This window comes from Streptomyces anthophorae (genome assembly GCF_049310305.1).
Lineage (GTDB): Bacteria > Actinomycetota > Actinomycetes > Streptomycetales > Streptomycetaceae > Streptomyces.
In genome coordinates, this window is the sequence record NZ_JBLWQQ010000001.1 from 1,956,614 (window position 1) to 1,982,261 (window position 25,648).

At 71.0% G+C, this 25,648-nt stretch carries 18 protein-coding genes and 1 pseudogene; 6 read left to right on the forward strand and 13 right to left on the reverse strand.

What is annotated here, in order from left to right; all coding sequences use genetic code 11:
* Positions 1 to 14: 14 nt before the first annotated feature.
* On the reverse strand, positions 15 to 695 hold the full coding sequence (locus tag ACNYS0_RS08825; RefSeq protein WP_422472100.1) for a FadR/GntR family transcriptional regulator: 681 nt from the start codon (positions 693 to 695) through the stop codon (positions 15 to 17).
* A 171-nt stretch (positions 696 to 866) separates the two neighbouring features.
* Here ACNYS0_RS08825 and ACNYS0_RS08830 point away from each other — a divergent pair, with 171 nt between their 5' ends.
* Entirely contained in the window at positions 867 to 2,108 is a 1,242-nt protein-coding gene (locus tag ACNYS0_RS08830; RefSeq protein ID WP_422472101.1) for a CynX/NimT family MFS transporter, read from the forward strand.
* A gap of 184 nt (positions 2,109 to 2,292) precedes the next feature.
* On the opposite strand, the gene ACNYS0_RS08835 is transcribed toward ACNYS0_RS08830, so the two are convergent.
* Positions 2,293 to 2,763: a nuclear transport factor 2 family protein gene (locus ACNYS0_RS08835; RefSeq protein ID WP_422472102.1), complete on the reverse strand. Its 471-nt coding sequence runs from the start codon at positions 2,761 to 2,763 to the stop codon at positions 2,293 to 2,295.
* 65 nt (positions 2,764 to 2,828) lie between these two features.
* On the opposite strand from ACNYS0_RS08835, the pseudogene ACNYS0_RS08840 reads away from it, so the two are divergent.
* Positions 2,829 to 3,721, forward strand: a pseudogene (locus tag ACNYS0_RS08840) (IS982 family transposase).
* A 490-nt stretch (positions 3,722 to 4,211) separates the two neighbouring features.
* On the opposite strand, the gene ACNYS0_RS08845 reads toward ACNYS0_RS08840, so the two are convergent.
* Positions 4,212 to 4,790 carry a CGNR zinc finger domain-containing protein gene (locus ACNYS0_RS08845; RefSeq protein ID WP_422472103.1) on the reverse strand — a complete coding sequence of 193 codons (579 nt, stop codon included), beginning with the start codon at positions 4,788 to 4,790 and terminating at the stop codon, positions 4,212 to 4,214.
* 81 nt (positions 4,791 to 4,871) lie between these two features.
* Here ACNYS0_RS08845 and ACNYS0_RS08850 point away from each other — a divergent pair, with 81 nt between their 5' ends.
* Both ACNYS0_RS08850 and ACNYS0_RS08855 read left to right on the forward strand, forming a co-directional pair.
* Positions 4,872 to 6,044 carry an epoxide hydrolase family protein gene (locus ACNYS0_RS08850; RefSeq protein ID WP_422472104.1) on the forward strand — a complete coding sequence of 391 codons (1,173 nt, stop codon included), beginning with the start codon at positions 4,872 to 4,874 and terminating at the stop codon, positions 6,042 to 6,044.
* 94 nt (positions 6,045 to 6,138) lie between these two features.
* On the forward strand, positions 6,139 to 7,605 hold the full coding sequence (locus ACNYS0_RS08855) for an MFS transporter (RefSeq protein WP_422472105.1): 1,467 nt from the start codon (positions 6,139 to 6,141) through the stop codon (positions 7,603 to 7,605).
* Positions 7,606 to 7,617: 12 nt separating this feature from the next.
* Here ACNYS0_RS08855 and ACNYS0_RS08860 read toward each other — a convergent pair whose 3' ends face one another.
* A complete protein-coding gene (locus tag ACNYS0_RS08860; protein WP_422472106.1) occupies positions 7,618 to 8,130 on the reverse strand; it encodes a hypothetical protein in 513 nt (170 codons plus the stop codon).
* 187 nt (positions 8,131 to 8,317) lie between these two features.
* Between ACNYS0_RS08860 and ACNYS0_RS08865 the strand changes: the two genes are divergently transcribed.
* Positions 8,318 to 10,144: an AMP-dependent synthetase/ligase gene (locus ACNYS0_RS08865; protein ID WP_422472107.1), complete on the forward strand. Its 1,827-nt coding sequence runs from the start codon at positions 8,318 to 8,320 to the stop codon at positions 10,142 to 10,144.
* 114 nt (positions 10,145 to 10,258) lie between these two features.
* Positions 10,259 to 12,424, forward strand: coding sequence for a DEAD/DEAH box helicase (locus ACNYS0_RS08870; RefSeq protein WP_422472108.1), 2,166 nt, complete (start codon positions 10,259 to 10,261; stop codon positions 12,422 to 12,424).
* Between the two features lie 4 nt (positions 12,425 to 12,428).
* On the opposite strand, the gene ACNYS0_RS08875 is transcribed toward ACNYS0_RS08870, so the two are convergent.
* From ACNYS0_RS08875 to ACNYS0_RS08915, 9 genes are all read right to left on the reverse strand, one after another.
* The gene (locus ACNYS0_RS08875; protein WP_422472109.1) at positions 12,429 to 13,514 is read right to left on the reverse strand and encodes an endo-1,4-beta-xylanase; all 1,086 of its coding nucleotides are present in this window, start codon (positions 13,512 to 13,514) and stop codon (positions 12,429 to 12,431) included.
* Between the two features lie 44 nt (positions 13,515 to 13,558).
* Positions 13,559 to 15,796, reverse strand: coding sequence for a glycoside hydrolase family 3 N-terminal domain-containing protein (locus ACNYS0_RS08880; protein WP_422472110.1), 2,238 nt, complete (start codon positions 15,794 to 15,796; stop codon positions 13,559 to 13,561).
* Between the two features lie 45 nt (positions 15,797 to 15,841).
* Positions 15,842 to 16,687, reverse strand: a complete 846-nt coding sequence (locus ACNYS0_RS08885) for a carbohydrate ABC transporter permease (protein ID WP_422472111.1) — start codon at positions 16,685 to 16,687, stop codon at positions 15,842 to 15,844.
* Positions 16,684 to 17,673 carry a carbohydrate ABC transporter permease gene (locus ACNYS0_RS08890; RefSeq protein WP_422472112.1) on the reverse strand — a complete coding sequence of 330 codons (990 nt, stop codon included), beginning with the start codon at positions 17,671 to 17,673 and terminating at the stop codon, positions 16,684 to 16,686. Before ACNYS0_RS08890 ends, ACNYS0_RS08885 begins: the two co-directional genes overlap by 4 nt.
* 6 nt (positions 17,674 to 17,679) lie before the next feature.
* Positions 17,680 to 19,011, reverse strand: a complete 1,332-nt coding sequence (locus tag ACNYS0_RS08895; protein ID WP_422472113.1) for an extracellular solute-binding protein — start codon at positions 19,009 to 19,011, stop codon at positions 17,680 to 17,682.
* A 127-nt stretch (positions 19,012 to 19,138) separates the two neighbouring features.
* A complete protein-coding gene (locus ACNYS0_RS08900; RefSeq protein ID WP_422472114.1) occupies positions 19,139 to 20,137 on the reverse strand; it encodes a LacI family DNA-binding transcriptional regulator in 999 nt (332 codons plus the stop codon).
* 215 nt (positions 20,138 to 20,352) lie between these two features.
* A complete protein-coding gene (locus tag ACNYS0_RS08905; RefSeq protein ID WP_422472115.1) occupies positions 20,353 to 23,478 on the reverse strand; it encodes a glycoside hydrolase family 2 TIM barrel-domain containing protein in 3,126 nt (1,041 codons plus the stop codon).
* A 135-nt stretch (positions 23,479 to 23,613) separates the two neighbouring features.
* Positions 23,614 to 24,432 (reverse strand): SDR family NAD(P)-dependent oxidoreductase, encoded by an 819-nt coding sequence (locus ACNYS0_RS08910; RefSeq protein ID WP_422472116.1) that lies wholly within the window; start codon positions 24,430 to 24,432, stop codon positions 23,614 to 23,616.
* Positions 24,429 to 25,544 carry an LLM class flavin-dependent oxidoreductase gene (locus ACNYS0_RS08915; protein ID WP_422472117.1) on the reverse strand — a complete coding sequence of 372 codons (1,116 nt, stop codon included), beginning with the start codon at positions 25,542 to 25,544 and terminating at the stop codon, positions 24,429 to 24,431. Before ACNYS0_RS08915 ends, ACNYS0_RS08910 begins: the two co-directional genes overlap by 4 nt.
* Positions 25,545 to 25,648: the final 104 nt, after the last annotated feature.

Below are 25,648 nucleotides of genomic sequence, written 5' to 3' on the forward strand. Positions count from 1 at the left end.
CCGCGCAGAGAAGGTTATTGATCGTCCGTCATCCGCTCCATCGCCGCCTCCACGGTCCGCGTGTGTGCCCAGGCCGCCTCGGCCGCCGCCTCCGGGTCGCTGCGCGCGATGGCGTCGGCGAGGTCGTCGTGGGAGCTCGCGCCGGGCAGCTCGGGCGTCCAGCTCGGGCGCAGCGAGGCGATGCTGTCGCGCACCGACTCGACGATGCTCTCGTACAGCTCGGTCATCAGCGGATTGCCGCTCGCGGCGACGACGGCCCGGTGGAACTCCACGTCCTTCTCGACGTACGCCACCAGATCCCCGCTCTCCTCGGCGCGGTGCCGGGCGAGCAGGGCGGAGAGGATGCGGGCGAGGTCGGCCTCGCCGCGGTGCGCCGCGGCGGCGGGCGCGGCCTCCCGCTCGATGGCGAGGCGGACCTGGAGGATGTGCTTCAACTCGGCGCGGCGCAGGCGGCGTTGGAGCGCGGCGTTGAGGTCGCTCGCGGCGCGCACATACGTACCGTCGCCGCGCCGCGCCTCCAGGAGGCCGGTGTGACACAGGGCGCGGACGGCCTCCCGCACGGTGTTGCGGCCCACGCCGAGGTCCTCCACGAGGCGGCCCTCGGGCGGGATGCGGTCACCGACGGACCACTCGCCGCTTTCGATGCTCCGCTCGATCCGGCCGATGGTGCGCTGGACCAGGGTGGGTGCGGGCACGGTGTGTGGCCTTTCTCGCGGTGCGGGGTGCGGGTACGGGATGGGAAGTGCGGAGGCAAAAATATCCCATGTCTGCGAAGGTTGCCAGTCCGGATTGATGGCTATTTGCACGCTTCTGCCCCAGTAATGCGCGGCGACTGTCCCGAAACATGGGATGTTACGTTGGCTCGCATGCCGCAAAGTGCCCCCACATCCGCCTCCGCCTCCTCCTCCACAGCCGCCGCGAACCCGGCCACCGCGGCCGGGGCGACCGGTGGGCTCCTCGCCGCCGGTGTCCTCCTCATCGCCATGAACCTGCGGCCCGGCGTCGTGTCCGTCTCGCCCGAGCTCGACACCATCCGCCGCTCCACCGGGCTCAGCGGCTCGCTCGCGGGGCTGCTCACCACGCTGCCGATCCTCTGTTTCGGCCTCCTCGCCCCGTTCGCGGCGAAGCTCTCGCGGCGCATCGGGATGACGCGCGCGCTCGGCGCGATGATGGCGCTGCTGACCGCGGGCATCGCGCTCCGCCTGGCCCCCGGCCTGCCGGCGCTGTTCGCGGGCACCGTCCTGATCGGCGCGGCGATCTCCCTCTCGAACGTCCTCGTGCCGAGCGTCATCAAGCGCAATTTCGAGCGCCGCACGGGGCTGATGATGGGCCTGTACTCGGTGGCCCTGTTCTGCGGCGCCGCCCTCGCGGCGGGGGTGACCGTGCCGCTCGGGGACGCGCTCGGGCTCGGCTGGCGCGGGGCGATCGGGGTGTGGGCGGTGCTCTCCGCGCTCGCGCTCGTCCTGTGGATACCCCAGCTGCGCCGCTCGGACGCGCCGCCCGCGGTGGCCCCCGGCGCCACCGATTCCCGTACGCCACTGCGCCGTTCCCCGCTCGCGTGGAAGATCACGCTCCTGATGGGCCTCCAGTCGCTCCAGTACTACGCGTGTGCCGCGTGGATCCCGGCGATGCTCACCAGCCAGGGCATGGACGGCACGCAGGCGGGGTGGATGCTGTCCGTGATGAGCCTCGCGGGCATCGCGGGTTCGCTCGCCTTCACGGCCCTCGTCGGCCGGTCCACCCACCAGGTCGCCCTCGGCCTCACCGGCACGCTGCTCGTCCTCGGCTCCGTGCTCGGTCTGCTGGTGGCGCCGCTCGGCGGGGCGTACGCGTGGATGCTCATGCAGGGCTTCGGCTGCGGCCTGCTGATCAGCACGGCGCTCGCCGTGATCGTGCTGCGCTCCCCCGACGCGGCGCGCGCCGCGGAGATGTCCGGCATGGCGCAGAGCGTCGGCTATCTGCTCGCCGCCGCGGGCCCGTTCCTGCTCGGCGCGCTGCACGACGCGACGGGCGGCTGGACGGTGCCGCTGGTGATGCTCGCGGTGCTGTGCGTACCGATGGGCCTCGCGGCCGTGGGCGCGGGCCGCTCCCGCCAACTGGAGCCGTAATACGGCGACGCCCCTCCCACCTGGGGCGAGGCGACACTTCGCGGCCCGGCCCCGACGACCGGAGCCGTGAACCACCCGGCCGACGCGGCGACGCCCCTCCCGTCCGGGACGAGGTGACACGTCGCAGGCCCGGCCTGCTACCCAGACGAATGAGTCCGATGCAATCAGCGGTGGGGCGGTCGCTCTACTGCGCAGGTGGGCCGAAGTCGCCCTGCCGCCAGATGACGTCAAGCGTGACCGTCTGGAACCGCCATCCAGCCGCGGTACGGACTGTGACGCCTGCCAGCACGCCACCGGCAAGGAACAGGTTGTTGTCATCTGCTGTGCCGTCCGCTTGCAGGACGGTGTGCGTGACGTGGGTGTTCGCCTGGAACGCGGCCCGGTCGCCATTGATGTCGACGAGCGTGTTGGTGAAGAGGTGCTGCGTGGGCCCGAAGGGCCTCATCACGTCCTCGTGGAAGTCGTCCATGCCTTCGAGACCGTGATGGCCGCCCGGGGGCAATTCGATCTCGCCGTCCGGCACGAACAGCGTCGGCAGCATCGCGCTGAAGGAGCGGTCATCGAACACCTTCGCGTACCTGTCCACGAGTTCACGGATTGCGGTGCGGTCGGTCAGGCTCAGCAGCGCCAGTGCTTGATCTTCGGGTGTCATCATGCCGCCGATGCTAGCCAATATGAGTGGATTCACCCCGAGTTCACCGAGATGTTCAGGATTGGTGTGTGCCCGATGAATTGAACACACTGCTCACCACCCTGTACGTAAAGATCGACGACGATCTGGAGACAGGGCGATGGATGGGCTGTCCTCCGCGGTTGAGTGACGCGGAGTTGGTCACCCTTGCGGTCGCGCAGGCGTTGCTGGGGTTCCACTCCGAGGCACGGTGGCTGCGGTACGCGAACCAGCACCTGGCCTCGATGTCCCCGTACCTGCCGCAGCAGTCCGGGTACAACAAGCGTCTCAAGGCCGCGTTGCCGCTGGTCAAGAAGGCGATACGAATGCTCGCTGTCGATACGGACTTCTGGTTCGACAACCACTGGATCGTCGACTCCACTCCGTTGCCGTGCGGTATGTCGAGGCCGACGGTGAAGCGCTCGGAGATGGCCGGCTGGGCCGGATACGGGTACTGCGCCTCCCACTCCCGATACTTCTGGGGCCTGCGCCTCTACCTGGTCTGCACCCCCACCGGCGTGCCGATCCTGTGGGCGCTCGCCAACGCGAAGACGGACGAGCGAGAGGTCCTGCAAGCCATGCTCGGCATCGACGCCGGCCTGGTCGCCGACCGGCCGGGACTGCTGCTGATCTCGACAAGGGCTTCGCCTCCAAGGAATTCGAGAACGACCTCGCGATGCGGGGAGTCACTCTGCTGCGGCCCTCGTTCAAGCGGGAGAAGAAGCGCAAGGGCGAAGGACTGCTGAAGTCCGTGAGGCAGCTCATCGAGTCCGTGAACGACACGCTCAAGGGCCAGTTGGACCCGGAACACCACGGTGGACGGACCTTCGAAGGCGTCGCCGTCCGTGTCGCCCAACGCATCCTCGCGATGGCCGCCGCGATCTGGCGAAACCACAAGACTGGCGCCCCGACCCTCCGATCGCTCATCGCATTCGATCACTGAACACATCGGACTCATTCGCCGAGAGGCGTGAACCACCCGGCCGACGACCGGACACCTGTCCCACCCGAAGCCAAATGCCCCCATGCCACCCCGGGCAACGTGAGCTCACCCGCCCCGAAGCGACCTGACACCCACCCCCCAGACGAGGTGACACTTCGCAGATCGGGCCCGCCGACCAGAGGCGTGAACCACCCGGCCAACGACGGGGCACCCATCCCGCCCGAAGCGGGATGACGCTCATCTCGTCCGAGGCGAGGTGACACCTCGCCGCCCGGGGCGACGTGAGACCCCTCCCGCCCGGAGCGACGTGAAACCCACTCGCCCCGCGGCGACGCGACACCCGCCCCGCCCGAGGCGACGTGACACTCACACCCCCGAGCGAGGGGACGCTCGCCCCGCCCGAGGCACCCTGACACTCACCCGCCCCGGCGGCCTGGCGCCCGCCCCGCCCCGAAGTGCGTGCCACTCGCCCCACCGGGACGGATGTCGCTCAGCCCGTCGCCGGTCCCGTGCCGCCCCGGCGTCCCGCGTGGAAGCGTGCCTTCTTCTGGCGGTTTCCGCACGTGTTCATGTCGCACCATCGGCGCGTACGGCTCTGACTGGCGTCGAAGAATGCGGCCCGGCAGGTCGGCGACGCGCACAGGGCCAGCTTTCCGTCGCGTTCTCCCGCGACGATGCCGATCGCGTCCGCGGCGATCACGCTGAGGGCGTCCTCCACGCGGGACTCAGGGCCGAGCCGCCACCGCCGCTCACCCCCGGGCGTCAGGACGGCCGCGGCCCGGCCCTGAACGCTGCGGTCGTTGATGACCCGCACGGCGGACGCCGGAAGCGCCTCCTGGAGCGCGGCCGCCGTCGCGACGGAATGGATCGACTCTCTCAACTCCCGGGCGAGAGCCAGTTCGGCGAGGGTGCACGAGTCCACGTCGAGGCCGTACACCGCCAGCCAGTCGAGGAGCCGCTGCGGCGTGGGAATCCGCTCCACGGGCTCACTCTGACGCTCTGTCAGGGTCGCCGTGAAGCTGGTCGCCAGCACCTTGCCGAGGCGGAATTCAGGGAACCGATCACGCATGGAACCACCTTAGGCGGTTGCGGCACCACCGTGAACGCTGCTAGAACCGCCTTAGCCGGTTCCGCGATGCCAGGAGGTCTCATGCCCCGCCCGAGCAGCGACGTGCAGGCGTTCACCGCCCACGCGACCGAAGCCGAACTCGACGATCTGCGCGCACGCCTGGCCGCGGCGCGCCTTCCGGAGGCCGAGACGGTCCAGGGCGCCGCACCCGGCCCCGGCCGATGGGCACAGGGCGTCCCGCTCGCCGACCTCGCCGAGGTCGTGCGCCACTGGCGCACGGAGTACGACTGGCGGGCGTTCGAGGACCGCCTCGACCGGATCGGCCAGTTCCGTACGGCCATCGACGGTCTGGGCATCCACTTCCTGCACCGCCGGTCCCCGCGCGCGGACGCCACTCCCCTGCTCATGACCCACGGCTGGCCGGACAGCGTCGCCCGGTTCACCGACGTCGTGGACGAGCTCGCGGACCCGAAGGACCCGGACGCGCCGGCGTTCCACGTCGTGGTCCCCTCGCTGCCGGGCTTCGGCCACAGCGACCGGCCCGCCACCACCGGGTGGGGCACCGAGAAGATCGCTGCCGCCTGGGTGGAGCTGATGGGAAGGCTCGACTACGACAGGTTCCTGGCCCACGGCGGCGACTGGGGCGGCAACATCACCACCGTCCTCGGCGGCCGTTTCCCTGAGCACGTGCTCGGCATCCACACCACGTTCGCGGAGGGCCCGCCCGGCCTGCCCACGGACGGACTGACCGCGACCGAGCGCGCGTGGGCCGAGGAGACCCGCGACTTCTGGAAGCACCGCGCGGCGTACGCGAAGCAGCAGGCGACGCGGCCGCAGACCATCGGCTACGCGCTCGTCGACTCGCCGGTCGCGCTGCTCGCCTGGATCCTCGACAAGTTCGCCGAGTGGACGGACACCGAGGACAGCCCGTTCGAGCGGATCCCCATGGACCGGATCCTCGACGACGTCACCCTGTACTGGCTGACGCGGACCGGCGCTTCGGCGGCCCGCATCTACTACGAGAGCCACAACTCCCTGGACCCCGACCTCCGGGTCGACGTCCCCTCGGCCATCACCGCGTACCCCCGCGACGTCGAGAAGTGCCCGCGCCCCTGGGCGCAGCAGCGGTACCGGCGGATCGTCCGATGGAGCGAACCCGAAATCGGAGGACATTTCGCGGCATTGGAGGTTCCCGAGTACTTCGTCGGGGACCTGCGGGAGGGTCTCGCGGCCGTCCTGGACGCGAATCGATGAAGCGGCCCGGTCCTACCCGTTGACCTGCGCGCACGGCTCTGCGAGGTTAGCAAGCGCTTTCTCGCCGCTTGCCGCTCAGCGCCCAGGGGAACCCATGTCGGATTCAGCCGCTCCACCACGCACCGCCACCGAGGCCAAGGGCCGCCCGCTCTTCTCGGGGCACTACACCCACTTGTGGGGCTTCCTGCTCGCGGGCTGGCTGATCAGCTACGCGGACCGCACGGTCACCGGGCCCGTCGTCGCCTGGATGATCGAGAACAAGGCGGGCTTCATCGGTGACGCCTCGAACCCGGCGACGCTCGGCGGGCTCATCGGCTCGATGTTCTTCACCGGTTACATGCTCACGCAGTACGCGGGCGGCCGGCTCGGCGACCGCTACGGCCACCGCGAGATGCTCGTCGTCTCGCTGCTGTGGGCCGGCCTGCTCACCCTCGTGTCGGGCCTGACCGGCGGGCTCATCGGCTTCGTCGTGGCCCGCGTGCTCACCGGTCTGGGCGAGGGCGTCTTCTACTCCAACGACCGTGTCCTGGTCATCAATCACACGCCCGCGGCCCGCCGCACCATAGGTCTCGGCGTCGTCCTGTCCGGTCTGTCCATCGGCCTGACCGTCGGCATCGTCGCCACCCCGCACCTCATCGACTGGGGCGGCGCGCTGGGTATGGGCGGCCGGGCGTGGAGCATGCCGCTGTACGTGTTCGGCGTCGTGTCGCTGCTGGTGGCCGGGGCGACGTGGACGTTCTTCCGGGGGCGCGGCGACAGGCCGCTGCGGATCGGCCCGCCCGCGCTGCGCCTCATCGGCTACTCGATCCCCGCGGCCATCGCGATCCTCGGACTGTTCCTGCTCGCCGACGAGTTCAGCTGGCCGGACTGGCTGACCGCGATCGGCTCCGCGGTGCTGTTCCTCGTGATGGTGACGATCGTGATCCGCGGCATCGTGCGCACCGGCCGCGGCAGCCAACTCCTCAACCGGAACGTCTGGTTGATCTACATCGGCTTCATCGCCGTGATGTGGAACCTGTGGTTCTTCTCGTTCTGGTCGGTGCAGATCGTCGCGGAGGCCGCGCACAGCAGCCTGGGCGCCGCCGCCCTCACCGCGGCGTTCAACGCGGGCGCGGGCATCATCGGTTTCCCCGTCGGCGGCTGGATCGCGGACCGGCGGGTGCGCGCGGGCAAGGGCCGCAAGCCGCTCGCGGTGATCTGCGCGGCGGTGCACACGGTGCTCGCGGTGGCGTTCGGCGTGAGCGTCGCGAACGGCGACCCCTCGCTGCTGCTGCTCGGCCTGATCCTGTTCTGCTCGGGCCTGTTCTTCAACGCGCTCCAGCCGATCGTGCACAGCCTGCTCGGCGACCTGGCCGAGGAGAAGGACCGCGGTTCGCTGTTCGGCCTGTTCAACCTGGTCGCCGAGATCGGCGCGGTGGCCAGCCCCGTCGTCAGCGGTGTGCTGCGCGACGCGACCGGCAGCTGGGCCGCGGGCGTGTTCACCGCGGCCGGGGTGATGGCCGTGGCGGTCGTCCTCTACGCCCTGGTCAAGGAGCGCATCCCGGAGGTCGCCGCCACATGAGCCGGGTCGGGCTCAACAGCCCTCGCGCAGCGGCTGGACGGTGACCTTCGCCCGGTCCGCCTCCCCCTTCACCTCTCCGTAGACCGTGGAGTTGACGCGGTACCAGCGGTCGTCGGCGGTGCGCCTGCCGCCGACGTCGTCGAGGCGGACGCACCACCGCTCGGCCCGCAACACCCGCGTGTACCGCTCGGATCCGCGACGCACCTTGTGGCAGTCCCGGACCTTCTTCGTCGTGTAGTAGGTCTTGGTGCGGCCCTTGCTGCGCTTGGTGTGCCGGACCTTGCGGCTGTCCGTCGAGCACTTCTTCACCAGGTGCGGCCGGGTGGCGCGGGTCGTCCGCCGGGTCACGTGGCGCACCCCGTCGCGCACCCCGGTCACCTTGTCGTCGTGCTGCTCGATCGACTGGCTGTCGGCGGATCCACCGCCGCCGTGCACGGAGGCCGCCTTCTCCGTTCCGCCGCCGCAGGCCGCGAGCGCGACCACCAGCACCATCGTCAGTCCGGCCAGGGTCGGGCGCCGCTTCACGGAGATCGCTCCTCTAGATGTACATGCCATTGGAGCCAGCAGCGTATCGGAAGCCCCGCCGCTGACTGCCGATTCGTTATGCAACCCCGGGGCGAAAAGTTCCCCTTGCATGTAGCTTGCCGTTCCGACGCATTCAGGTTGAATCGTCAACCCTGTTTGCCTATCAGAGGGAGCGATGAGCAGACACATGCGGCAATACGCATCGCCCCGCCTGGCACCCCTGTTGGTGTCGGGTGGTCTCGCCGACTCGGTCTTCGGCGCCGCGCTCGAGGAACCGGAACGCACGCAGTTCTCGCTGCTCCAGGACGGTCGCCCGGTGCAGGAGGTCAGCACGTCGCGGTTCCGTGACGAGGTGATGGCCGTGGCCCGCGGCTTCCTCGCCGGCGGGGTCGGCATGGGCGACCGGGTGATCGTGATGTCGCGCACCCGCTACGAGTGGACGCTGATCGCGTACGCGCTGTGGACCTTGGGCGCCGAGGTCGTGCCGGTCTACCCGACCTCGTCGGCCGAGCAGGTGCGGTGGATCCTCTACGACACGGACGCCGTGGGCGTCGTCGTCGAGAACGAGCACAACGCGATGACGGTGGCCGCGGCCTACGGCGCGCGCACCGATCTGACCCGCCTGTGGGAGCTGGACTCGGGCGGCCTCGGCCTGCTCGTCGAGGCGGGCGCTTCGGTGTCCGACGAGGACGTGCACCGGCTGCGGGCCGCGGTGCAGCCGCACGACACCGCCGTCATCTGCTACACGTCCGGCACGACGGGCCGCCCCAAGGGCTGCGTCATCACTCACGCGAACCTGGCGTCCGAGGCGGACAGCCTCCTGGTCGGCTGGGCCGACGCGCTCACGCCGCCCGGCCGACAGCACGCGCTGCTCGCCTTCTTGCCACTGGCGCACTGCTACGGCCTGATGGTGGTGGTCAGTTCGGTGCGCGGCCGGATCAACGTCGCCCACCAGCCCGACGTCTCCCCCAGCGCGCTGCTCCCCGCCCTCGCGGCGTTCCGGCCGACGATCCTCTACGCGGTCCCCTACATTTTCGAGCGCGTCTTCGCCAAGGCACGGGTCAACGCCCAGGACAGTGGCCACACCGCACTGTTCGAGCGGGCCGTGCGCACCGCGATCCGGTACGCGGCCTCGGTGCAGCGGCACGCGGCGGGCGAGGGCCCGGGGCCGGGGCCCCGCATGCGGCTCATGCACAAGGTGTACGACCGCCTCGTGTACGCGAAGGTGCGGGCGGTGCTCGGCGGCCAGGTACGCGACGCGGTCTCCGGCGGCTCACCGCTCTCCCGCGACCTGGGCCTGTTCTACCAGGGGTGCGGCATCACCGTGTACAACGGCTACGGCCTCACCGAGACGACGGCCGCGGTCACCGCGCAGCCGCTCGGCGCGGTGCGGCACGGCACCGTCGGCAAGCCGATGCCGGGCAACGCCGTGTACATCGCGGACGACGGCGAGATCTGGGTGGCGGGCGACGTCGTCTTCGCGGGCTACCTCAACAACCGCAAGGCCAACGAGGCGGCGCTGCGCGACGGTTGGTTCGCCACCGGCGACCTCGGCCACCTCGACGCCGACGGCTATCTGGTGATCACCGGCCGCAAGAAGGACATCATCATCACCAGCGCGGGCAAGAGCGTGTCCCCGCAGACGCTCGAGGAGGAGCTGCGCGCCCATCCGCTGATCTCCGGCTGCCTCGTGATCGGCGACAACCGCCCCTACGTGACGGCCCTGATCACCCTCGACCCGGAGGCCCTGGCGAGCTGGCAGGCGCTCAAGGGCCGTGTCCCCAGCGCCCCCGAGGAGGCGGTCCTCGACGAGCAGCTGCACGGCCACATACAGCGCGCGGTCTCACGAGCCAACTCCCGTGTCTCGCGTGCCGAGTCGATCCGCGCCTTCCGCATCCTGCCGCACGAGTTCGGCGCCACCCAGGGCCTGCTCACCCCGTCCCTGAAGGTTCGCAGGGCGGCGGTCCTGGAGGCGTACGCGCAGGACATCGAGGAGTTGTACGCGACGCGGTGAGCGGCCCGCCCGGGAGCGCGACCCCGTTGCGTGACGCCATGCCCTCTGTCACACCCCGATGCGAAGATGCACGAACCGGCCGGAGCCGGACGCGCCAGGAGGAGGGCAGGGCCGATGGGACGCAGTGAGCGGGAGGCGGTCGCCGACGGCACACGCCTCCACGCGGCCGCGCGCGGCCTGCTCGACGACCACGCACGGGCCGTCCAAACCGTGCGGGACGCCCTCGCACCACTGCTCGACGAATCGGTGGCACGGGTCCTCGACACCATGCCCGTGGCACGGCTCCAGGAGGCCACGGACGGGCGGGTCCGCGTCGGCCTGGTGGAGCGGGACGGGCTGACCACGGTGCGGCAGGTCCTCGACGCGGGGCCCGCCCGCCTCCACCGGATCCACGGCGTGGGCCCGCAGACCGCGACGCAGTTGCTGGCCGCCGCGGGCCGGCTCGCCGAGCGCGTGCGGCAGACGGCGGCGGTGCCGCTGGACGTGGACGAGCCGGAGCCCCGGACGACCGCGGTGGTCAGGGCGCTGCACGTGCTGGTGGAGGCGGGGCCCGACGCGCGGCACGCCGTGGACACCGCGAGCGGCATCGCCCGGCGGCTCGGGCCGCTGCTCGACGAGGCGCGGCCCGTGGCGGGGCGGCTGCGGCTGCTGTTCGCCGGGCGCGCCAGGAAGGCCCGCGCACTCGACGCCGCCGAGCAGGTACGGGCCGTCGTCGCGGAGGCCGAGCGGGCGGGCACCCCCGCGCTGCTCGCCCAGGCCTCGGTCGACCTGCTGCGCGGTCCCGCGACGGACGTGGCGGCCTGGGTCGACTTCGAGGTGCGCTCCGCCGAGTACTACAGCGTTCTCGGCGAGATCTCCGGGCTCGCCCCCGACAAGGACGCCGCCGAGGGCTTCCTGCCCGCCGACATCGCCGAACAGGTGCGGACGCAAGCGCTCGACGAGTCGCGGCTTCGGGTGTCGCTGCGCGGCTACCAGGCGTTCGGCGCCCGCTTCGCACTCGCGCGGCGCCGCGCGCTGCTCGGCGACGAGATGGGGCTCGGCAAGACCGTCCAGGCCATCGCCGCGCTGACCCACCTGGCGGCCGAGGGGCAGAGCCACTTCATGGTCGTCTGCCCGGCGAGCGTTCTCGTGAACTGGACGCGGGAGATCGAGGCCCGCAGCGCGCTGCGGGTCCTGCCGGTGCACGGCGCGGACCGGGCCGAGGCCTTCGCGGGCTGGAAGGGCCGCGGCGGCGTCGCCGTCACCACGTACGACGCGCTGCGCACCCTCCCCGCGCCCGGCGGCGGCGAGCTGGGGATGCTCGTCGTCGACGAGGCGCACGCGGTGAAGAACCCGCAGACGCTGCGCTCGAAGGCCGTCACCGAATGGGCGGAGCACTGCGAGCGGGTCCTGTTCATGACCGGGACCCCGATGGAGAACCGGGTCGGCGAGTTCCGCAACCTCGTGCGCGTGCTCGACCCCTCGCTCGCGGATCGGCTCGACGAGGAGGACGGCCTCGCCGGGTCCGTCGCCTTCCGCGCGGCGGTCGCCCCCGTCTACCTGCGGCGCAACCAGGACGACGTACTGGCCGAGCTGCCCAGCCTCCAGCACACCGACGAGTGGGAGGAGTTGAGCGCGGCGGACGAGGCCGCCTACCGGGAGGCCGTCGCGTCCGGCAACTTCATGGCCATGCGCCGGGCGGCGTACGCGCGCCCGGCGGAGTCCGCCAAGCTGGAGCGGCTGCGCGAACTGGTGAGAGAGGCGGCGGAGTCGGGCCAGAAGGCCGTCGTGTTCTCCAACTTCCGCGACGTGCTCGGCGCGGTCCGCACCGCTCTCGCCGCCGAACCGCCCGTCGGCGGACCGGTGTTCGGCCCGCTCACCGGCAGCGTGCCGCCCGCGCGCAGACAGCTGCTGGTCGACGAGTTCGCGGCCGCGGACGGGCCCGCCGTCCTCGTCTCGCAGATCCAGGCCGGCGGCGTCGGACTCAACATCCAGGCGGCATCGGTGGTGATCCTGTGCGAGCCGCAGATCAAGCCGACCCTCGAACACCAGGCCGTGGCGCGGGCGCACCGCATGGGCCAGGTCAGATCGGTGCGGGTGCACCGTCTGCTGGCCACCGGCGGGGTCGACGAGCGGCTGGTGCGGATACTCGCCGACAAGTCCCGCCTGTTCGACGCGTACGCGCGGCGCAGCTCGATGGCCGAGGCGACGCCCGACGCCGTCGACGTGTCCGACGCGGAGATCGCGCGCCGGATCGTCGAGGAGGAGCAGGCGCGCCTCGGCGTGGCGGCCGAGGACTGACGCGTCAGTCGGTCAGGGCCTGGCGGATCGCGTCGTAGGCCGGCTTGTGCTTCAGGTTCTCGTCCCAGGGCAGAGCGGCGCCCTCGCCCTCGAAGAAGTCGGGGATCCACGAGTGCCGGTCCGAGTAGCCCCACAGCGTGATGCCGACGCACCGCTTCACGGCGAGGCAGGCGTCGGTCACCTGCCCGTACCAGTCGGCCTGTTGGGCGAGCTTGGTCTGGTCGGCCGGGAGCATCATGCGGATATCCAGCTCGGTGATCGCGACGTCGACGCCGAGGTTCGCGAAGCGCCGGATGTTCTGCCGCATCTGGTTCGGGAAGCCGTACTGGAGGGCGAGGTGGGCCTGCATGCCGAAGCCGTCGACGGGCACGCGGTCGGCCTTGAGCCGCTTGATCAGCGCGTAGTACGCGTCGGACTTCGCGCCCGTGCCCTCGACGTTGTAGTCGTTGAGGTACAGCTTGACCTTGGGGTCGGCGGCGCGGGCCCAGCGCAGGGCATCGGCGATGTAGCCGGGGCCGAGCGTCTTGTAGAAGATGTTCTCCCGGTACGTGCCGTCCTCGTTCATGATCTCGTTGGCGACGTCCCAGGCGAACACCTTGCCGCGGTAGTGCTCGACCACCTTGGTGATGTGGTTTCTGAGGATCGAGCGGAGCTCGTCGGCGCTCCAGGTGCCGTTGTTCAGCCAATCGGGGAGCTGACTGTGCCAGAGCAGCGTGTGTCCGCGGACCTTCAGGCCCTTCGACTGCGCGTACCGCACGATCTCGTCGCCCGCCGTGAAGTCGAAGACGCCGCGCTGGGGTTCGGTGGCGTACCACTTCATGCCGTTGCCGGGTGTGGTCTGGCCGAACTCGCTGCCGAGGAGCTCGGCGTACGGGGTGTCGGCGAGCTCGGGGTTGTCGACGGCGGAGCCGAAGTAGCGGCCCTGGGCGCGGGCGAGGTCGTGGAGGGTGGCCGGCTTCTTACCGGCGGCCGGCGCGGCGGCGGAGGCGGACGCGGCGGTGGCGGGGGCGGCGGTGAGGCCACCGACGCCGCCGAGCAGCAGGGCCGTGGCGGCGGCGAGGGCGGCGGATCTGATGCGGGTCGTACGCATGACGCATCTCCTCAACTGATCGGTGTGCACGGTGTGTCGGGCTCTTACTTGACGCGGAGTTCGCAGCGCATCCGCCGCTCGTGGCCCACCTCGCGGACCGGCCCCGTCAGGGTGAGCGGCACCGTGTGGTGGACGTGTTCGCTGGAGGCGGCGACGCGGAGTTCGAGGGCGCCCGGTTCGACGACGCGGCGGCCGTCGGCGCCGGTGTACGCGGCGAGGTCGGCCGGGAGCGTGGCGTGGACCTCGGCCGACGCGCCGGGGTCGAGGGGGACGCGGGCGTAGCCGACGAGCCGGGCCTCGGGGAGGGCGACGGTGCCGACCGGGTCGTGGAGGTAGAGCTGGACGACTTCGGTGCCTGGCCGCTCGCCGGTGTTGCGCACGGTCAGCTTGAGCGACACCTCGCCGTCGGTGCCGAATTCAGGTGCCTCGCACTGCGGGGCGTCCCAGGCGAACGTGGTGTACGAGAGGCCGTGGCCGAACGGGTAGAGCGCGGTGGGGTCGATATTGCTGGGGCCGCCGTGCCGGCCGAGCGGCGGGACCAGGTAGGGCGCGGGCTGGCCGCCGGGGGTGCGGGGCACTCCGACGGGGAGGCGGCCGGACGGTTCGACGCGGCCGGACAGCACCCCCGCGACGGCCGCGCCGCCCTCCTGCCCGGGGAAGAAGGCCTGCACGACGGCGGCCGCCCGGTCCGCCCAGCGGCCGAGCGCGTAGGGCCGTCCACTGAGGACGACGATGACGGTCGGCGCCCCGGAGGCGAGCGCCTCATCCAACAACTTGCCCTGCTGGTACGGGAGTTCCAGGCTCTCGGCATCGCAGCCCTCACCCGATGAGCCGCGCCCGAAGAGCCCCGACCGGTCCCCCACCACGGCCACGCACACATCGGCGCGCCCGGGGTCGTCCACGAACTCGGCGCCCGGCAGCTCCGCGCGCAGGGCCTCCGCGAAGGTCGGGATGTCGACGCCCGTGGGCAGTTCGGGGTGGTTGACGCCGACGTGGCGCGGGAACGTGTAGCAGCCGAGCATCGCCGCCTGCTCGTCGGCGAGGGGGCCGACGAGTGCGACGCGCAGGCCACGGGGTTCGGGCAGCGGCAGGAGCCCCGCGTCGTTGGCGAGCAGCACCACGGACTCCTGCGCGACCTTGGCCGCCAGCTCCCGCATCTGCGGCGGGTTCAGGTCGACGGGTTCCCCCGGGTCCACCGGCTCCCGCTCCGGGTCGAGCAGCCCCAGTTCGCACTTCTGCGTGAGCACGCGCAGCGCCGCCCGGTCGAGCGGTCCCTCCGGGAGGGCCTCGTCCGTCGCGAAGCAGTGGGCGGCCGGGAGTTCGACGTCCACGCCCGCCGCGAGCGCGAGCCTGCCCGCCGCCGCATCGGACGCGGCGACCCGGTGGGCGGACTCCAGGAACGCGACGCCGAAGTAGTCGGAGACGACGGTGCCGCCGAATCCCCACTCCTCGCGCAACAGCCCGGTGAGCAGGGCGGTGTGGGCGTGGGCGGGCAGGGCGTCGATGTCGTTGTACGCGGCCATCACGGAGCGGGCGCCGCCCTCGCGCAGCGCCATCTCGAACGGCGGCAGGAGCACGTCCGCGAGCTCCCGGGGTCCGAGCGGGGCGGGCGCGTGGTTGCGGGCGCCGCGCGAGGCCGAGTAGCCGGCGAAGTGCTTGAGCGTGGCGACGATCCCGGCGGCCTCGAGGCCGCGCACGTAGGCCGTGCCGATGGTGCCGACGAGGTACGGGTCCTCGCCGATCGACTCCTCGGTGCGGCCCCAGCGCGGGTCGCGTACGACGTCGAGGACCGGGGCGAGGCCCTGGTGGATGCCGACGGCGCCCATGGAGGCGCCGATGGCCCGCGCCATCTCGGTGACCAGCGCGGGGTCGAAGGTGGCGCCCCAGGCGAGCGGGGTCGGGAACACGGTGGCCTGCCAGGCCACGAAGCCGGTCAGGCACTCCTCGTGGGCGAGCGCGGGCAGCCCGAACCGGTTGCCGGCGCGGATGCGGCGTTGCAGGTCGGCGAGGCGGGCGGCGCCCTCCGCGGGCTCCACGGGGACCGTGCCGAAGGGCCGGGTGAGGTGGCCGAGGCCGTACGGCAGGAGGGCGTCGAGGTCCGCGCTGTCGGCGGCGTACTCGTGCTGTCCGGGCGCCACGGCGGCGTCGGCGTCGGAGCCGACGGAGGCGCCCAGCCACACGCTGCACAGCTGGGCCGTCTTCTCCTCGGCGGTCATCCGGGCGAGCAGGTCCGCCGCCCGGACGTGGGCGGGCAGGCTGGTGTCCTGCCAGGGCTGAGCCATGAATCTCCTCAAGTGCGTGACACGTTGCGGTCGTTGGCAGGGTGGTCAGCCCTTGGTGGCGCCCATCGTGATGCCGCCGATGAGCTGCCGTTCGGCGACGGCGTAGAAGCCGAGCGCCGGCACCATCGCGAGGACGAGGTAGGCGAAGACGCGGGCGATGTCGGTGGCGTACTGGCCCTGGAACTGCTGGACGCCGACGGGGATCGTCCACCAGGTGGGCTGGGTGAACACGAGCAGCGGGAGCAGGAAGTTGTTCCAGCTCGTGACGATGGCGAGGACCGAGACGGTGCCGAGCGCGGGGCGCGCCATGGGCAGCAGGATCCGCCAGAAGAAGCCCAAGGGGGAGCAGCCGTCGAGGGTCGCGGCCTCCTCCAGCTCACCGGGGATCTCCCGGAAGAAGCCGCGCAGGATGACGATGGTCATGGGCAGCCCGAACGCGGCCTGCGGCAGGATCACGCCGAGCGGGTTGTCGAGCAGCCCGAAGGTGCGCAGCAGGATGAACAGCGGCAGGATCGCCACGGCGAACGGGAACATCAGGCCGACGGTGAAGAGAGTGAACATCAACTCCCTTCCCTTGAAGGCGAATCGGGCGAGCGCGAAGGCGGCGAGCGCCGACGCGCCGACGGTCAGGACCGTGGTGCCGACGGCGACCAGCGTGGAGGAGCCGAGCATCCGCCAGAACGAGCCGTCGGCCAGGATGTCCGTGTAGTTGGACACGACCCACGGCGAGGGAAGCCCGAACGAGTTCCCCGACAGCTGGTCGGTGGACTTGAACCCGGACACCAGCGCGTACAGGAGCGGGGTGACCATGGCGACGCCGACGACCCACACGGCGACGTACAGCGGTGTGGAGCGCAGGCGGCGGCGCGCGGTGTGACTGAGGGCGCTCATCGGTTGCCTCGCATGGTGGTGAGGGCTCCTTCGGTGTCCCGGCGCAGCACGTACTTCTGGTAGGCGATGGCGAAGACGAGGCTGATGAGGAACATCGCGATGCTGATCGCGCTGGCGTAGCCGATCTGGTAGCGCTTGAAGCCGAACTGGAAGAGGGTGACGGCCATCGTCTCGGAGGTGTGGTCGGGGCCGCCCTGGGTGGTGACCCAGACCAGGTCGAAGAGCTGGATGGCGCCGATGACGGAGAGGAAGACGCTGATCCGGACGGTGGGTCCGAGCAGCGGCAGGGTGACGCTGCGGAACCGCTGCCAGGCGTTCGCGCCGTCGATGCGGGCGGCCTCGTGGAGTTCGGCGGGGATGCCTTGCAGCCCGGCCAGGTACAGCATCATGTGGAAGCCGAAGTACTTCCACATCATGACGAGGAACAGGGTGGGCAGTGCCCAGTCCTGGTCGGCGAACCAGAGGCCGCCGAGGCCGTCGAGGCCGATGGAGCCGAGCAGCTTGTCGGCGAGCCCGTCGTCCGGCGAGAAGATCATGGAGAACAGGACGCCGGTGATGACCTCGGACAGGACGTACGGGGCGAAGAACAGCATCCGGTAGACGGCCCGGCCGCGCAGCTTCTGGTTGAGCAGGACGGCCATGGCGAGCGCGAACGGGAGCTGGAGCCCGACGGAGAACACCACAAGGAGCAGTCCGCGCCACAGGTCGCCGAGGAAGACCGGGTCGTCGAGGAGTCGGGTGTAGTTGTCGGCACCGGCGAAGTCCGAAGGCGCCCCGAATCCGCCCCAGTTGAAGAAGCTGACGTACAGGGCGTAGAGGATCGGCGTGAGCACGAACAGGGCGAACAGGACGAGGGCGGGCACCGTGAACGAGAAGGCGGTGAGCCAGTCCCGTACCCGGCGCGCCAGCGGGCGCCGGTGCGGTGCCGGGGCGGCCTGCTCCTTGACGGGAGCGGGCCGCGCGTCGTTGATCTGGGTCGAAGTCATGGCTGCTTACTGGCTCTTGGCGACCTGGGTGATGGAACGGACGACCTGCTCGGGCGACTTGCGGCCGGCGATGAGGGCGGCGACCGAGTCGTTGATCTCCTGACCGAGGGCGGGCGGGTAGGCCTGGTCGAGGTAGAGCTGGAATCCGGTCGCCTTGTCCAGGGCGGCGGAGACGAGCTTGAGGTTGGGGTCGGTGAGGGAGCCGATGGCGTCCTTGACGGCCGGCATCAGGTCGGCCTTCTGCACCAGGATCTTGTCGGACGCGGGCGACATGAAGAACTTCAGGAAGTCGACGGCCGCCTTGGGGGCGCCCTTGCGCACGGCGTAGCCGCCGCCTCCGCCGAAGATGTCGTATCCGTCGCCCTTGCCGCCTGCGACCGTCGGGAACGTGAAGAAGCCGAGGTCCTTGCCGATGCCCTTGCCCGCATCCGCCTGTGTGGGAGGTGCCCACTGGCCCATCAGCTCCATCGCGGCCTTGCCGTTGCCCATGGTGGCGGCCTCGCCGTTGGGTGTGGAGTACGCGGCGCCGAGGAAGCCCTTCTGGAACGGCTTCAGGTCGACGAGTTCCTTGAGGCGCTCCCCGGCCTTGACGAAGTCCTCGCCGGTGAAGTCCTTGGCGTCGGCGGCCTTCTGCATGCCGTCGACGCCGGCGATGCGCATCGCCAGGTAGGCCCAGTAGTACATGCCGGGCCACTTCTCCTTGCCCGCGAGGGCGATGGGGGTGATCCCGGCGCTCTTCAGCTTCTCGACGGCGTCGAGGTAGTCGCTCCAGGTGGCGGGCGGGCTCGTGACGCCGGCCTTCTTGAAGTGCGCCTTGTTGTACCAGAAGCCGACGCCGCCGATCTCGATGGGCATCGCGTACATCTTGCCGTCGACCTTGTAGGGGTCGGGGGCCACGCCCACGAACTGGTTGGACATCGGCTTGATGGCCTCGGTGAGGTCCTCGACGAGACCGGCGTCGATCTGCTGCTTGAGGACCCCGCCGCCCCACGTGTGGTAGATGTCCGGCAGCTTCCCCGAGCTGGTCAGCGCGGTCAGCTTCGACTTGTACGCGTCGTTCTCCAGCGTGACGAGCTTGATGTGCACGTCGGGGTGCTCGGCCTCGAAGGCCTTGGCCCGCTCGGGCCAGACGGTCTTCGACGGCTCCGTGGTCTGGATGTTCCACCACTCGACGACCGTGCGGCCCTTGCCGTCGGTGGCACCGGATTCGGAGTCCGAACAGGCGGAGAGGCCGGCGGCCCCGAGGCCCACGGCGGAGGCGGTCCCCAGGAACCGCCGGCGGGACAGGGCCGCGGCGACGGCGGACGGGGACACAGCGGCTCGGTCGAACACTGGCATGGCGCACCTTCCGGAAGGAATCCGAAAACTATCGGTAGATGGCCAGGGAAGTTACGGGCATACAACAGGGGCGTCAACGGCCTTAACAAAAAAGGCTGTTGACGCCCCTGTGGCGGCTGCGGCGGAGTTACGCGTTCCGCGGCGCCGCCGTACTGGCCCTGATCACGAGCTCCGTCGCCAGGTCGACGCGCGGAGCCGCGGGTTCCACGGAACGGGCCAGGTCGAGAGCGGTACGCGCCGCCAACTTGCCCATGTCCGAGAGCGGTTGGCGCACCGTGGTGAGCGGAGGCGCCGACCAGCGCACTTCCGGAAGGTCGTCGAACCCGACGACGCTCAGATCCTCGGGCACCCGCAGGCCGCGCCGCCGCAGCGCCTCGATCGCGCCGAGCGCCATCTGGTCGCTGGACGCGAAGATCGCGGTGGGCGGTTCGTCGAGGTCGAGCAGCCGGTTGCAGCCGGCGAAACCGGATGCGTGGTAGAAGTCGCCGGACACCATCAGTTCGCTCTCGATGGGGACGCCCGCGACGTCCAGCGCGGCCCGGTACCCGTCGAGCCTGGCCCGTGAGCACAGCAGGCGCGGGGGCCCCTCGATGAAGCCGATGCGCCGGTGCCCGAGCGCGAGCAGATGCTCGGTGGCCGCCATCCCGCCCGCCCAGTTGGTGGCGCCGATGGTCGGCGCGTCCGTCACGGGCGAGCCCGCCGGGTCGATCACCACCAACGGAACGCCCAGGCGTTGCAGTTCGTCCCGCAGACCGGAGTCGAGCACCGACGTCACCAGGATCACGCCGTCCGAGGCGCGGGCCCGCAGATTGGTCATCCACTCCCGCGCGGCGCCCGCCCGGTCGTGGATGGCGGAGACGACCGTCCCCACGCCCGACTCGTGCGCGACCTCCTCCACGCCGCGGATGATCTCCACGGCCCACGGACTGTCCAGGTCGTTGAAGACCAGGTCGAGCAGGGCCGCCCGGTCCCCGGGCGCGGGCGCCCGCCGCTGGTATCCGTGGCGGTGCAGCAGGTCCTCGACGCGGGCCCGGGTGCCGGGCGAGACGTCGGAGCGCCCGTTGACGACCCGCGAGACCGTCGGCACGGACACCCCCGCCTCCCGCGCGATCTCGGTGATCGTCACCTTGGCCGGCCCCTCAGGGCTCCGCGTGGCTGCCTTGCGCTGAGTGCCTTCCCCGGCCACGTTCCCCACCTCCGTCGACATGTCCGTCCGGATCCGGATCCGATAATTCTCCGAACGTCTTCCGGAAACCGTAGAACATGCCGACCGAAGTGTGCCGGTCAAGCCGCAGTTCTTTGCGGCCCGTTGATCATGTGCGAGCCCGTGACCGCCCGGCGTCAGGACTGCGCCACGTCCACCGCGCTGATACCGATGCCGCCCTCGGCCTCCCCGGGTTTGCGGCTGCGCATTCTCAGGCGCAGCGACCGGCCGCGTACCGCGTCGAAGGTGAGGACGGTGGGCCCGCCGGAGCCTTCGGCCCAGTCGATGTCGACATCGTCGATGCCCTTGTACGTCTCGCCGTCGCCGACGGCCACCTCGATCGCGGCGGGCAGGGAGTGGGTGGCGTCGACCGTGAAGGCGACCTCGACGCGGCCCACCTGCCGTTCCTCCGCCCAGGTCAGCGAGACCCAGTCCGCCGGGCGTGCGCCCTTGAAGGCGGGCAGCAGGGCGGTGGCGGCCTTGTCGAAGGCGTTGGACCACTGGGTGGCCGGGTCGCCGTCGAGCATCGCGGCGGGAAGTGTCTTGGCGGCGCCCGAGTAACTGGCGTCGGCGAACGGGTACTTGGTGGCTCCCGGGCCGGGGTCGGGGGCGAAGGACCGGGCCGGGGTGACCGGCTCCCCCGCGGGTCCCGTGACCCGCAGTGTCACCTTGCCCTGCCGCAAGCCCTTCGCGCGCGCCGTGACGGTGAGGCTGCCGGGCTCGGTGCCCGCGCGCACGATCGCGAGCGCGAGGCCGTGGAACGTCGTGCGGGTACTGGCCTGATAGCGCTCGGCGGACTCCTGCTGCCCGTTGTCGACGCCCGCCAGGTGACCGCCCTTGACGTCGAATTCGAGGAGCCGCGCGGCGTCGGGGACGACGGTTCCCTTCCCGTCGACGACCTCCGCCGTGACGAAGGCGAGGGCCCGCCCGTCCGCCGCGACCGCCTTCCGGTCCGCCGTCAGACGCACGGCATGCGGGGCGCCCGCCGTACGCAGCACGTCGGTGGCCACCGCCTTGCCGCCGCGCCGCGCGACGGCCTTCAGCTCGCCGGCCGCGAAGGGCACCTTCCATGTCAGGTGCAGCTTGCCCGCGCTGCCGTTCGGCGAGGTGTAGCTCCCGGGGTAGGGGCCGGAGGTGACGGTCTTGTCGTCGTGGGTGGCCTCCGTGGTCTCCAGGTACGGGCGGCCGTCGACGGTCTTCTTCCGATCGAAGGAACGCACGCCAAGGGAACGTCCGTTGAGGTACAGCTCGACCTCGGCGACGTTCGCGTATGCCCACACCTCGACCTCGGCGCCGTCCTCGTGCGTCGTCCAGTCCATGGGCAGCAGATGCACCATCGGTTCGTCGGTCCACTGGCTGCGGAAGAGGTGGTACATGTCCTTCGGGAAGCCGGCCGTGTCGACCGCGCCGAAGAACGACGCCTTCACCGGGAACACGTCGTACGGGGTGGGTTCGCCGATGTAGTCGATGCCCGACCACAGGAACTCGCCGGCGAAGAAGCGCCGGTCGCGGTCCTTCTTCAGGCCGTACTCGCCGCTCATGGTCCAGGAGGCGAGGTTGTTGTCGTAGGAGGAGGTGGCGCGCTTGCCCGGGGTGTGGTTCTCGCCGGTGTTGAGGTGCTCGGGCTCCTGGTACGTGCCGCGGCTCGAGGTCTCGGAGGAGGACTCGGACTCGAAGAGGAACAGGTGCGGGTAGCGCTCGTGCAGCGCGTCCACGGACGCCGCGGTGTTGTAGTTGAGGCCGAGGCCGTCGAGCCCCTGGACGATCTTGTCGGCGGGCGATCCGGCGGCGGGCAGCGAGCGGTACTTGTCGGAGCCGATGACGATGGGGCGGGTGCTGTCGAGTTCCTTGATGTCGGCGATGAGGCGCTCCGCCATGGCGATGCCCGAGGTTTGGGTGGAATCGGGGATCTCGTTGCCGATGGACCACATGAGGACGGCCGGGGAGTTGCGGGCGGCGCGCACCATCTCGGCGATGTCGGCGTCGGAGTGCTCGTCGAAGAAGCGCCCGTAGTCGTAGGTGTTCTTGCCGGTGCGCCAGCAGTCGAAGGCCTCGACGAGCATGATGAGGCCGAGGTCCTCGCAGGCCTCGATCACCTCGGGCGCGGGCGGGTTGTGCGAGGTGCGCAGCGCGTTGACACCCATGGACTTCATGATGCTCAACTGGCGGCGGACGGCGTCGGGTTGCACGGCGGCGCCGAGCGCTCCGAGGTCGTGGTGCAGGTCGACGCCCTTGATCTTCGTGTGCGTGCCGTTGAGCGAGAGGCCTTCGTCGGGGTCGAAAGTGGCGTGCCGCAGGCCGAAGCGGGTGCGGTAGGTGTCGACGGTGCGGCCGTCGACGCGCAGGTCGGTGACGAGGGTGTAGCGGTTTCCCGGGGTCTCGATGGACCACAACTCGGGCTTTTCGATCCGCAGTTGTACGTGATCGGTCTCGCCGTCCCTGCCGACGCCCGTGAGGGTCGACTCGGCGCGGGCCACGCGGCGGCCCTTGGCGTCGCGGACCGTGGAGAGGACGGTCACGGTGTCCGAGACGCCCACGACGGTGGTGCGCACGTCGACGGTGGCGTAGCCCTTCTTCAGGGTTTCCGCGAGGTCGGGTGTGGTGACGAAGGTGCCCCAGCGCTCGACGTGCACGGGCTCGGTGACGACGAGGCGGGCGTGGCGGTAGATACCGCTGCCGGAGTACCAGCGACTGCTGGGCAGCCGATTGCGGACCTCGACGGCCAGCAGGTTGGGGGTGGCGCCGTCGAGGTGGAGCAGATCGGTGATGTCGTGGGCGAACCCGGTGTAGCCATAGGGGTGATGGGTGACCGGCTCACCGTTCACGTACACGTTGGCGTCCATGTAGACACCGTCGAACTCGACGGAGATCCGCTTGCCCTCGTACGTCTTCGGCACCGTGAACGTCTTGCGGTACCAGCCGAGCCCGCCGGGCAGGAAGCCCGTTCCGCTCGTCGTGTTGTGCTCGGCGGTGGGCGTCTGCTCGATGGACCAGTCGTGCGGGATCGCGACCTTCCGCCACTTCGTGTCGTCGAAGCCGGGCCGCTCGGCGTCCGCGTACGCGCCGGTGGGGTCGGTGATGCCGTCCGGGCTGACCAGCGCGAAGCGCCAGCCGTCGGTGAGGTCGACGGTGCGGCGGCCGACGCTCCCGGCGCGCCCCTCGGCGGCGCGGGCCGCGGGCGCGGCGAGCGCTCCCACGACGGGGGCGGCCGCGCTCGCGGCCAACACGGATCTACGGCTGACGGATCTACGGCTAGCAGACATGCGGAAATCCCCTCGAAGCCAACATGACTCGCCACAAGCGAACGCGAGCCAACAGATTCTTGTGGCTTCGTGTGGGGATTAGTCAAGAGCCTTACAGAACAACCTGGTTGGCACCGCGGCGACGCGGCACGCGCCTCAGGTGTCACCGATCGTCGGATACGGGAACTTGACCCCGGTGCCGCCGTCCACGACGAGCGTCTGGCCCGTCACGTACGAGGAGAGCGGCGAGGCCAGGAAGAGCAGGGCGGCGGCGATGTCGGCGGGTTCGGCGACGCGGCCGAGCGGGGCGTTCGCCGCGTTGGCGGCGCGGCCCTCCTCGCCGAGCAGCCCCGCGACGCGCGGCGTCCACACGACGCCGGGCGCCACCGCGTTGACCCGCACTCCGCGCGGCCCGTACTCGACGGCGGCCGTGCGCACCAGCGACATCAGACCCGCCTTGGCGGCCCCGTACGCGCCGTGCAGCGGGGCCGCGGTGAGCCCGGAGACCGACGCAACGAACACCAGCGGCCCGCCGCCCGCCGCGGCCACCGCCGCTCCCCCGTACTGAACGGCGAGCCAGGCGTGCCGCAGGACCAGGTCGAAGTGCCACTGCCACCCGTCGTCGTCGAGCGCGTCCAGGGACTCGTAGCGGGCCATGCCGACGATGTCGACGACACCGCCGACCGGGCCCAACTCCCTTTGCGCGTAAGCGAAAAGGTCCTTGACGTCCTGCCGCCGCGTCACGTCCGCGACGTACGGCACGCCGCCGGTCCGCGCCGCGACGGCCTCCGCGCGCCCATCGTCGATGTCCACGCACAGGACGCGCGCGCCCGCCGAGGTGAGCGCGTGGGCGGTCTGCCGGCCGATGCCGTTGCCCGCGCCGAGCAGGACGAAGGCACGGCCGTCGACGCGGTGCAGGGCGGCGTAGTCGGGGACGGGGGCGTCGTCGAGCGGCTCACCCGCGGGAGACGTCACGGCGCGGCCGGCTTCGGCTTGTACGCCGCCAGTTCGGGGATGACTTCCTTGCCGAGGATCTCGATCGTGCGCAGGATCTCCCGGTGCTCCAGGTATCCCCACTGGACGTAGCAGATGAGCTGGTCGATACCGAGGTCCGCGTACCGCTTGGCCTTGCGGACGATGGTCTCCGCGTCGCCGATGAGGATCATGTCGCCCGCGTCGAAGTCGGTGACCGGGACGTTCCCCTCGATGATCGGGCCGAGGAGCGGGAAGGCCTCGTCGCGCTCCTTGGCGGAGAGGTGCGGCAGCTCCCAGTCGAGGGTGAACTGGGCGAGGTTGCGGTACCACCAGGCGACCGAGTCCCAGACGCGCCGCGAGGGGCGGTCGGCGGCGTGCACGAGGGTGTAGGCGGCGACCTTGTCCGTGGTGACGTCCGTGATCGGGCTCGGGGCGCGGGCCGCCGCCCGGTACGCGGCGACCTGCCGGCCCATCGCCTCCAGCGGCTGCATGATCGAGAAGGACAGCAGACCGAGCCCGGCCGCCCCCGCCACCTCCGCGGAACCGGCCGATGTGGCCGCCATCCAGCACGGCGGGTGCGGATCCTGCACGGGCTTCGGGGTGACCATGCGGCGCGGGAAGCTGTACCGCTCGGACTCGTACTGGAAGTACTCCTCGCGCCACATGCCGGTGACGATCTCGATGGCCTCGCGCCAGTCGTCCCGCGACCGCTCCCGGTCGACACCGAACGCGGTCTGCTCCATGGGCGTGGAGCGGCCCGTCCCCCACTCGACGCGCCCGTCCGACAGCACATCCACGGCGGCCACCTTCTCGGCGAGCCGGGGCGGCGGCGTGAAGCCGAACGGGGTGAGGGTGACCCCGAAGCCGAGGCGGATCCGCTCGGTCAGCGCCGCCAGATGGCCGAGCAGCACCTCGGGCGCCGGACAGTGCGAACGGCCCTCCCTGAAGTGGTGCTCCACCGCCCACACCGTGCGAAAGCCCATCCGGTCCGCGAGCCGGATCTGCTCGACGGCCTCCCGGTAGGCGCGCTGCTCGGCGGCGCGCTGGCCGTGCGGATGGGAGCCCTGCCAGGGCTTCGGTACGTCGATCTCGTACAGCACGTCGAGGTCCATGGCGCGCTCCTCCGGTAGTCGGTCCGGTGGGGATGCGGGGCGACGATGCGGGAGATCTGACGAAGTGTCAATAGAGAAGGGCGGCGGCCGCGGGGCGCCCATGG